Raw genomic sequence first — 8,420 nt, forward strand, 5'->3', positions numbered from 1 at the left:
GGAAGGCGGGGCCCAGCCGGAGTCCACCGGTTCGGCGGTCAGGGCTTCTCCCCGCGCCGCACCTGCGGCTTGGGCAGTCGCAGCCGGCGCATCTGCAGGATGCGCATCAGGCCGTAGGCGACCGCGCCGCGGGTGTTCTGGCCGGCGAAGCGCTCGGCGAACTGCTTGCGCAGACCGAAGCCGAGGCGGACGAAGTCCAGGATCACCAGCACGAAGAACAGCAGGAACAGCAGCGTGGACAGCAGCTGGATGGCGGGCACCTTGATGATGCTCAGCACCAGGATGACCACGGCGGCGGGCAGGAAGAACTCGGCGAGCGACCAGCGGGCGTCCACGTAGTCGCGGGCGAACTTGCGCACCGGGCCCTTGTCGCGGGCCGGCAGGTGGCGCTCGTCGCCCTCCATCAGCGCGGTGCGCTGCTTCTCGCGCTCGGAGCGCATCCGCTCGCGGGCCTGGCGGGCGGCCTCCTTGCGGTCCTTGGGCACCGTCACCCGGGTACGCCGGTTGGCCTCGGCCTCGCTGCGCTTGGGCGTTGGCCGGCCCTTCTTGGCCTGGGGGTGGCGGGTCTCGTCCGGCTTCTCCAGCACGGTGGCGGAGGCGGCTGCATCATCTGAACGGCGTCGGAACACACCACCAGCGTACGGGGTGCCGGGCGGCTTCTCGGGGTCCCCTCGGACCCAAACGCGTATCGATCCGCGAGGTCGGCCGCCCGCCGGGGTTTCCCGGCCCCTTCCCGTAGGGGATCAATCGGATGGACTATGGAGGGGATGAGAGGCGGATCCACCCGGGGGAGGAGGAACTCCGCTGGTCGCTGTAGCAGTCTTGTAGCAGGCAGGTGCACTGCGGCGACGGGCTCGCTGCACATACACTCGTCGTGTCTGGTATCGAGATAGAGACCGCAGGCCGGAGAAGGGGGCACCCGAGGCCCATGAGCGACGGAATCATGAAGCGTATGGGGTTGATCTTCCGCTCCAAGGCGAACAAGGCCTTGGATCGGGCGGAGGATCCCCGAGAGACGCTCGACTACTCCTACCAGAAGCAGCTCGAACTGCTGCAGAAGGTACGGCGTGGCGTCGCGGACGTCGCGACCTCGCGCAAGCGCCTGGAACTCCAGCTGACCCAGCTCCAGCAGCAGTCGGCGAAGTACGAGGACCAGGGCCGCAAGGCGCTGTCCCTGGGCCGTGAGGACCTCGCGCGCGAGGCGCTGACCCGCCGGGCCAACATGCAGTCCCAGATCACCGACCTGGAGACGCAGTACCAGGCCCTTCAGGGCGAGGAGGAGAAGCTCACGCTCGCCTCCCAGCGGCTGCAGGCCAAGGTGGACGCCTTCCGCACCAAGAAGGAGACCATCAAGGCCACGTACACCGCTGCTCAGGCGCAGACCCGCATCGCCGAGTCCTTCTCCGGGATCTCGGAGGAGATGGGCGACGTCGGCCTGGCCATTCAGCGGGCCGAGGACAAGACGGCCCAGATGCAGGCCCGGGCCGGTGCGATCGACGAGCTGCTGGCGTCCGGTGCGCTCGATGACGCGAGCGGTCTCGGCCGCAAGGACGACATCGAGGCCGAGCTGGAGCGAGTGGCCGGCGGCACCGACGTCGAGCTGGAGCTGGCCCGGATGAAGGCCGAGCTGGGGGGCCCGTCCTCCGGTCCGGCCGCGATCGAGCAGGGCAAGCCGCAGCAGCCGCAGGCCCACCCCCAGCAGGACACCCCGCGCATCAACTACAACAAGTGATCTGAGCTCCATCCCACGAACCAGGGAGACGCACGGCATGATCATGAGGGTCATGGGTGAGGGGCAGTACGAGGTGGGCGATGACCACCTGAACCTGCTCAACGAGCTCGACTCCGAGCTCGTCACCGCAGTGGAGTCGGGGGACGAGGAGCACTTCCGTCGCGCCTACGGCAAGCTGCTGGACGCGGTGAAGCAGTTCGGCACCCCGGTGCCGCTGGATTCACTGGCGCCGTCCGAGCTGATCCTGCCGAGCGCCGAGGCGACGATCGACGAGGTCCGCGAGCTGTTGATGGCCGACGGCGAGGGTGTGATCCCGGGCTACCCCGAGTAGCCGCCGCGGCCGGTGCCAGACGAAAGGGCGGGTCCCCTCCGGTGGGAGGGGACCCGCCCTTCGTCGTGTCGTCGTGTTCCGGCGGCCGGGTCGGGCCGGGCCGGCTACGGCAGGGCCAGCATCCGGTCCAGCGCCGCCTTGGCGTACTTCTCGGTCTCCGGGTCGACGGTGATCACGTTCGGCACCCGGCCCTCGACCAGCGACTCCAGCGCCCAGACGAGGTGCGGCAGGTCGATCCGGTTCATGGTGGAGCAGAAGCAGACCGTCCGGTCCAGGAAGACGATCTCCTTGTCCGGGTGGGCCTTGGCCAGGCGGCGGACCAGGTTCAGCTCGGTGCCGATGGCCCACTTGGAGCCGGGCTCGGCGGCGTCCAGCGCCTTGATGATGTACTCGGTCGAGCCCACCATGTCGGCGGCCGAGACGACCTCGTGCTTGCACTCGGGGTGCACCAGCACGGTGATGCCGGGGATCCGCGCGCGCACGTCGTTCACCGAGTCCACGCTGAACCGGCCGTGCACCGAGCAGTGGCCGCGCCACAGGATCATCTTGGCGTCCCGCAGCTGCTCGGCGGTCAGGCCGCCGTTCGGCTTGTGCGGGTTGTACAGGACGCAGTCGTCCAGCGAGAGGCCCAGATCGCGCACCGCGGTGTTGCGGCCGAGGTGCTGGTCGGGCAGGAACAGCACCTTCTGGCCCTGCTCGAAGGCCCACTCCAGGGCGCGCTCGGCGTTGGAGGAGGTGCAGATGGTGCCGCCGTGCCTGCCGGTGAAGGCCTTGATGTCGGCGGAGGAGTTCATGTACGAGACCGGGACGGTGACGTCGGCTATGCCGGCGTCGGTCAGCACGTCCCAGCACTCGGCGACCTGCTCGGCGGTGGCCATGTCGGCCATCGAACAGCCGGCCGCGAGGTCCGGGAGGACGACCTGCTGGGCGTCGCCGGTCAGGATGTCGGCGGACTCGGCCATGAAGTGCACGCCGCAGAAGACGATGTACTCGGCCTCCGGGCGGGCCGCGGCGTCGCGCGCGAGCTTGAAGGAGTCGCCGGTGACGTCGGCGAACTCGATCACCTCGTCGCGCTGGTAGTGGTGTCCGAGGATGAAGACCCGGTCACCGAGCGCGGCCTTGGCAGCGCGGGCGCGCTCGACGAGGTTCGGGTCGGAGGCCGGGGGGAGGTCGCCGGGGCACTCGACGCCGCGCTCGCTGTTCGGGTCGGCCTCGCGGCCGAGCAGCAGCAGAGCGAGCGGCGTCGGAGTGGGGTCGACGCCGTGGGTCTCGGTGATGGTGGTGGTCACGGGCGGGTGCCCTTCTGTGCGGCCGATCAAGCCTGAAGCCTTTTCGTCTATCTGACGCTATCTATGATAACCGGTTAGCGTCAGAGTGACGATGGCCATCCTGTCGATGTGACGAGAACCGCTCGCCGAATCGGACCCCCGGCGGAGCCGGATGACCGTTTTGGGGTGGTCCTCGCGTGGCCGAATCGATATCCGGCCGGGCCCGGGTATGGCTGAGGCCATGAAGGCAATCGCGATCAACCGCTACGGCGGCCCCGAAGTCGTCGAGTACACCGACCTGCCCGACCCCAAGATCGGCCCGGACTCGGTCCTGGTGCAGATGCGGGCGGCCGGGGTGAACCCGGTGGACTGGAAGATCCGGGACGGCGCCCTGGACGGCCTGCTGGACGCGCACTTCCCGCTCGTCATGGGCTGGGACCTGGCCGGCGTGGTCCGCGCCGTCGGCGGCGGCGTCACCGAGTTCGCGCCCGGCGACGAGGTCTACGGCTACGTCCGCAAGGACACCGTCGAACACGGCACCTACGCCGAACTCGTCTCCGCCCCGGTCCGCACCCTCGCCCGCAAGCCGGCCGCACTGGACTGGGCCCAGGCCGGCGGCCTGCCGCTGGCCGGGCTCACCGCGCTGCAGAGCCTCAAGGCGCTGCGGCTGCGGGCGGGGGAGACCCTGCTGGTGCACGCCGCGGCCGGCGGGGTCGGGCACCTGGCCGTCCAGATCGCCCGGGCCCTCGGCGCCCGGGTGATCGGCACCGCGGGCGAGCGCAACCACGACTACCTGCGCGGCCTCGGCGCCGAGCCGGTGCTCTACGGCGAGGGCCTGGCCGACCGGGTCCGGGCGCTCGCCCCGGGCGGGGTCGACGCGGCCCTCGACCTGGTCGGCCACGGCGCCGTCCCGCTCTCGGCGAGCCTGGTGGCGGACCAGAGCCGGATCGCCTCGATCACCGACTTCGGGGTGAAGGCCCTCGGCGGCCACTACGTCTGGGTCCGCCCGGACGCCGCGGACCTCGCCGAGCTGGCCGCGCTGGCCGACGACGGCCGGCTGACCGTCACCGTCGCCTCCACCTTCCCGCTCGCGCAGGCGGCCTCCGCCCAGGCGCTCAGCGCCGAGGGCCGCACCCGAGGCAAGATCGTCCTGCTGGCCGACTGACGGCGGACCGGCTGCCGACCGGCGGCGGACCACCGGCCGTCATCTGCGAGCGGTGAACTTGCTCCTGACATCCGCCAGAATGGTTGGCGAACCGTTTCGGCAGCCGCCCCTACCGCCCTCCGTCCGAGGGCCGCCGCCCGAGGCCGCAACCGACCCGTACGACCCGTGGAGCCCCGCACCGATGACCAGCAGCCGAGCGCACGAGGTGGTCGGGGCCGACCTGGACGAGACCGACCGGCTGCTGCTCGCCCGGCTCGGCCGCGACGGCCGCGCCTCGTACGCCGAGATCGGCCTCCAGGTCAACCTCTCCGCCACCGCCGTGCGCCGCCGGATCGACCGGCTGCGGGCGCGCGGCGTGGTGCGGGGCTTCACCGTGGTGCTCGACCCGTCGGTGCTCGGCTGGCAGACCGAGGCCTTCGTCGAGGTCTACTGCCGCGAGCGGACCGCCCCCGAGGAGATCCTCGCCAGCCTGCGCCAGTTCCCCGAGGTGATCGCCGCCTGGACGGTCACCGGCGACCCGGACGCCCTGGTCCACCTGCGAGCCGCCGACATGCGCCACCTGGAGGCCGTCATCGAGCGCATCCGCCGCGAGCCCGGCGTCCAGCGCAGCCGCTCCTCGGTCGTCCTCTCCCAGCTCATCGGTTGAGGCGCGCCCCGTCCGGCCCCCTCCGGCCGGTGCGCAGGAATCCTGCGCGGACCGGCCCGAAGACGCCCGAAAGCTGCCTGACCAGCCGGGTTCCGACGCGCGGCGAACCCCTCCCGCTGCCTACGCTGATCACGTCCGGTCCACGCGGTGAACCGCCCCGCCGACCGGGCATCCCCCGACACCCCACAGCCGAGAGGGACAGCCGTGTCCGCAGCCCCCGACCGCATGCACCGGCCCGACAACGAACTGGTCGACCTGGTTTTCGACTACATGCGGGACCGGCTGCAGTACGACCCCGTCCCGCTCGACCACCCCGGTGACGGCGAGCACCTGCGCGCCCAGCTGGCCGGTCTGCTGAACGCGGACGGCAACGCCCCCGCCGACGTGCTCAAGCTCTACGACCACGAGCTGTCCCGCGCGGTGATCTCCGCCGACAGCCCGCGCTACCTGTCGTTCATCCCGTGCGCCCCGACCAAGGCCGCGCTGCTCTTCGACATGGTGGTCTCCTGCGCGTCCCTGCAAGGCATCTCCTGGCTGGAGGCGGCCGGCGCGATCGCCGCCGAGAACCAGGTGCTGCGCCTGATCGCCGACCGCGCCGGCCTGCCCGCCTCGGCCGGCGGCACCTTCGTCTCCGGCGGCTCCGCGGGCAACCTCTCCGCCCTCGTCGTCGCCCGCGACACCGCCCGCCGCAAGCTGGGCGTCGGGCCGGAGGCGCGGCTGCGGATCGCCGTCGCCGACCAGGTCCACTCCTCGGTCAAGAACACCTTCAACATCATCGGCGTCGAGGCCTTCAAGGTCCCCACCGTGAACCGCCGGTTCACCGGCGAGGCGCTGCGCGCCGCGCTGGCCGCCGACCCGAACCCGGAGACCGTCATCGCGGTCGTGGGCACGGCCGGGACGACCAACGAGGGCATCGTCGACGACCTCAAGGGCCTGGCCGAGGTCGCCCGCGAGCGGGACCTGTGGTTCCACGTCGACGGCGCCTACGGCGGCGCGGGCCTGTTCGCCCCCTCGGTGCGCGAGCGCTACAACGGCATCGAGCACGCCGACTCCTTCGTCGTCGACCCGCACAAGTGGCTGTTCGCCCCCTTCGACTGCGCCGCGCTGATCTACCGCAACCCGCAGCTCGCCCGGGCCGTGCACACCCAGGACGCCTCCTACCTCGACGTCCTGCACACCGAGGGCGACGAGTGGAACCCCACCGACTACGCCTACCACCTCACCCGGCGCGCCCGCGGCCTGCCGCTGTGGTTCTCCCTCGCCGTCCACGGCACCCAGGCCTACACCGACGCCATCGAGGCCGGCCTCACGCTCGCCCGGGACACCGCCCAGCTCATCCGCGACACCGACCACCTGGAGCTGCTGTTCGACCCGCAGCTCTCGGCCGTCTGCTTCAAGCGCAAGGGCTGGACCAACGAGGACTACTACCGCTGGTCGCAGCAGCTGCTCGCGGACCAGATCGGCTTCGTCACCCCCACCGGCTGGGACGGCGAGACGGTCGCCCGCTTCGCCTTCCTGCACCCGGGCACGACGATGGACATGGTCCGGGAGATCCTGGACACCATGGCCTGATCGGCCCCCGGTGACCCGTGGCCCCCGTCGGAGCAGGCAGCCGGCGGGGGCCACGTCGTCCCGTCGTCCGATCGTCCCGTCGTCCCGTCGTTCACAGGAAGGCGCCGCTCGGCAGGTACGGCGCCGGCGGCCGCATCCCGCGCAGCCCGACGAAGCCCCGGCTCTGCGGGGTCAGCCCCACCTCTAGGCCGACGTCCAGCGCCCACTCCTGCTCGGCGGTCAGGAACTCCACCCGCGCCTCGACCCCGTCCGGCACCCGGGCCAGCGCCTCGCGCAGCAGCCGGGCGGCGATCCGCTTGGTGGTGGCCGCCAGCAGCTTCACCTCGCCGCCGTCCCGGTAGCAGTAGCCGCTGCCGGCCAGCGCGTCGGCGATCAGCAGTTCCTCGAAGTGGCCCAGCATCAGCTCGTGGTCCGGGCCGTGCGCGGACCCGCGCAGCCGCCGGTCCACCGAGTCCAGCAGGTGCCGGTGGACGGCGCCGCCCCGGTGCACCGGGATGTCCCCCGGGTCGAGCAGCCCGGCCCGGTCCACCCGCCCGGTCAGCCGCATCGCCGGGTGCAGGGTGAACCCGGCCAGCCGGTAGCGGCGGACCGCCGCCGGGGACGCCGACGCGCAGACCATCCCGCGCAGGCAGCCCCGCGAGTGCGCCGCCGCCCGTTCCAGCAGCAGCCGCCCGACGCCCTTGCCCTGCGCCTGCGGCCGAACCGCGAACAGGGACGGCGCCCACAGGCCCTCCCGGCGCATCGACAGCACCGCGCCGACCGGCTCCCCGCCGCTCTCCGCCAGCCAGCAGCCCGCCGGATCGGTGCGCGCCAGATGTCTCGTCCGGGCCAGCTGCAGCGGGGTCGGCACGGCCGCCGGACCGGGCAGGGCCGGATCGGCGAACGCGGCGAGGGAGAGCTCCTGGACGGCCTCCGCGTCGGCGGCGGTGTCCCTGACCTGGCGCAGGATCATGGCCACCATCCTGGCGTCCGCCGGCCCGGCTCGGGGCCGGTTCCCCGGATTCCGCGGCTCGGGCGGTGACCCGCCCTCCCGGGTTGTGCGAGCATGGGGAGCGTAGGGGACACGGGTGGCACACCCGGCCCACGGAAATTCCGCCACCAGCAAGCCGACGAAGACAATCGCCGTTCGGGAAATGAATCCGGACGGCCGTTGGTTGGCACTGTGGGCAAACCGTCGTCAAAGACCGGGAGAAAGCAGATGACCGTCCAGGACGAGACCACCGTCGAGAGTGGCATCCTCCTTACCGATGCCGCCGCGGCCAAGGTCAAGGGCCTGCTGGAGCAGGAGGGCCGCGACGACCTCGCACTTCGCGTCGCCGTCCAGCCCGGTGGCTGCTCCGGCCTGCGTTACCAGCTGTTCTTCGACGAGCGCTCGCTCGACGGCGACGTGCTCAAGGACTTCGACGGTGTCAAGGTCGTCACCGACCGGATGAGCGCCCCGTACCTGGGCGGCGCCACCGTCGACTTCGTCGACACCATCGAGAAGCAGGGCTTCACGATCGACAACCCGAACGCCACCGGCTCCTGCGCCTGCGGCGACTCGTTCAGCTAGGCCTAAGCAGCACCGCTCGACGCTCGTTCGAGCCGCGGTACGGAGGCGGGGGGGGGGCGGGGTGCCGCCCGGCCCGCCCCCGCCCCCCCCCCCCGCCGGGCGGGCGCCGGGAGGGGGGCCGCCGCGACGCGCCGCCGGCGCGGGGCGGGCGCGC

Annotated in this window: 9 protein-coding genes; 6 read left to right on the top strand and 3 right to left on the bottom strand. The window is 72.0% G+C overall.

Annotated features, from left to right (window positions below; all coding sequences use genetic code 11):
- Positions 1 to 38 precede the first annotated feature (38 nt).
- Positions 39 to 629 (bottom strand): DUF3043 domain-containing protein, encoded by a 591-nt coding sequence (locus ACFV6D_RS00190; protein ID WP_063347302.1) that lies wholly within the window; start codon positions 627 to 629, stop codon positions 39 to 41.
- Between the two features lie 299 nt (positions 630 to 928).
- Here ACFV6D_RS00190 and ACFV6D_RS00195 point away from each other — a divergent pair, with 299 nt between their 5' ends.
- The gene (locus tag ACFV6D_RS00195) at positions 929 to 1,732 is read left to right on the top strand and encodes a PspA/IM30 family protein (RefSeq protein ID WP_079135541.1); all 804 of its coding nucleotides are present in this window, start codon (positions 929 to 931) and stop codon (positions 1,730 to 1,732) included.
- Positions 1,733 to 1,769: 37 nt separating this feature from the next.
- Entirely contained in the window at positions 1,770 to 2,063 is a 294-nt protein-coding gene (locus ACFV6D_RS00200; RefSeq protein ID WP_063347300.1) for a hypothetical protein, read from the top strand.
- Between the two features lie 104 nt (positions 2,064 to 2,167).
- On the opposite strand, the gene nadA is transcribed toward ACFV6D_RS00200, so the two are convergent.
- Positions 2,168 to 3,352: a quinolinate synthase NadA gene (gene nadA, locus ACFV6D_RS00205; protein ID WP_380557271.1), complete on the bottom strand. Its 1,185-nt coding sequence runs from the start codon at positions 3,350 to 3,352 to the stop codon at positions 2,168 to 2,170.
- Positions 3,353 to 3,572: 220 nt separating this feature from the next.
- On the opposite strand from nadA, the gene ACFV6D_RS00210 reads away from it, so the two are divergent.
- The 3 genes from ACFV6D_RS00210 to ACFV6D_RS00220 all read left to right on the top strand — a co-directional run bounded on the left by ACFV6D_RS00210 (position 3,573) and on the right by ACFV6D_RS00220 (position 6,714).
- Complete coding sequence (locus tag ACFV6D_RS00210; protein ID WP_380557274.1) at positions 3,573 to 4,496, top strand: NADP-dependent oxidoreductase; 924 nt, start codon at positions 3,573 to 3,575, stop codon at positions 4,494 to 4,496.
- Between the two features lie 181 nt (positions 4,497 to 4,677).
- Positions 4,678 to 5,142, top strand: a complete 465-nt coding sequence (locus ACFV6D_RS00215) for an Lrp/AsnC family transcriptional regulator (protein WP_063347298.1) — start codon at positions 4,678 to 4,680, stop codon at positions 5,140 to 5,142.
- A 204-nt stretch (positions 5,143 to 5,346) separates the two neighbouring features.
- Positions 5,347 to 6,714: a pyridoxal-dependent decarboxylase gene (locus ACFV6D_RS00220; protein ID WP_244293334.1), complete on the top strand. Its 1,368-nt coding sequence runs from the start codon at positions 5,347 to 5,349 to the stop codon at positions 6,712 to 6,714.
- A gap of 91 nt (positions 6,715 to 6,805) precedes the next feature.
- Here ACFV6D_RS00220 and ACFV6D_RS00225 read toward each other — a convergent pair whose 3' ends face one another.
- Positions 6,806 to 7,666 (bottom strand): GNAT family N-acetyltransferase, encoded by an 861-nt coding sequence (locus ACFV6D_RS00225; protein WP_063347296.1) that lies wholly within the window; start codon positions 7,664 to 7,666, stop codon positions 6,806 to 6,808.
- Positions 7,667 to 7,912: 246 nt separating this feature from the next.
- On the opposite strand from ACFV6D_RS00225, the gene erpA reads away from it, so the two are divergent.
- Positions 7,913 to 8,266, top strand: a complete 354-nt coding sequence (gene erpA, locus ACFV6D_RS00230; RefSeq protein WP_030391519.1) for an iron-sulfur cluster insertion protein ErpA — start codon at positions 7,913 to 7,915, stop codon at positions 8,264 to 8,266.
- The last annotated feature ends 154 nt before the right edge of the window (positions 8,267 to 8,420 follow it).

This window comes from Kitasatospora sp. NPDC059812 (assembly GCF_042732075.1).
Classification (GTDB): Bacteria; Actinomycetota; Actinomycetes; order Streptomycetales; family Streptomycetaceae; genus Kitasatospora.

Coding starts and splice junctions, on each gene's coding strand:
- ACFV6D_RS00210 (WP_380557274.1), top strand. CDS start 3,573: ATGAAGGCAATCGCGATCAACCGCTACGGCGGCCCCGAAGTCGTCGAG.
- ACFV6D_RS00225 (WP_063347296.1), bottom strand. CDS start 7,666: ATGATCCTGCGCCAGGTCAGGGACACCGCCGCCGACGCGGAGGCCGTC.
- ACFV6D_RS00195 (WP_079135541.1), top strand. CDS start 929: ATGAGCGACGGAATCATGAAGCGTATGGGGTTGATCTTCCGCTCCAAG.
- ACFV6D_RS00200 (WP_063347300.1), top strand. CDS start 1,770: ATGATCATGAGGGTCATGGGTGAGGGGCAGTACGAGGTGGGCGATGAC.
- erpA (WP_030391519.1), top strand. CDS start 7,913: ATGACCGTCCAGGACGAGACCACCGTCGAGAGTGGCATCCTCCTTACC.
- ACFV6D_RS00215 (WP_063347298.1), top strand. CDS start 4,678: ATGACCAGCAGCCGAGCGCACGAGGTGGTCGGGGCCGACCTGGACGAG.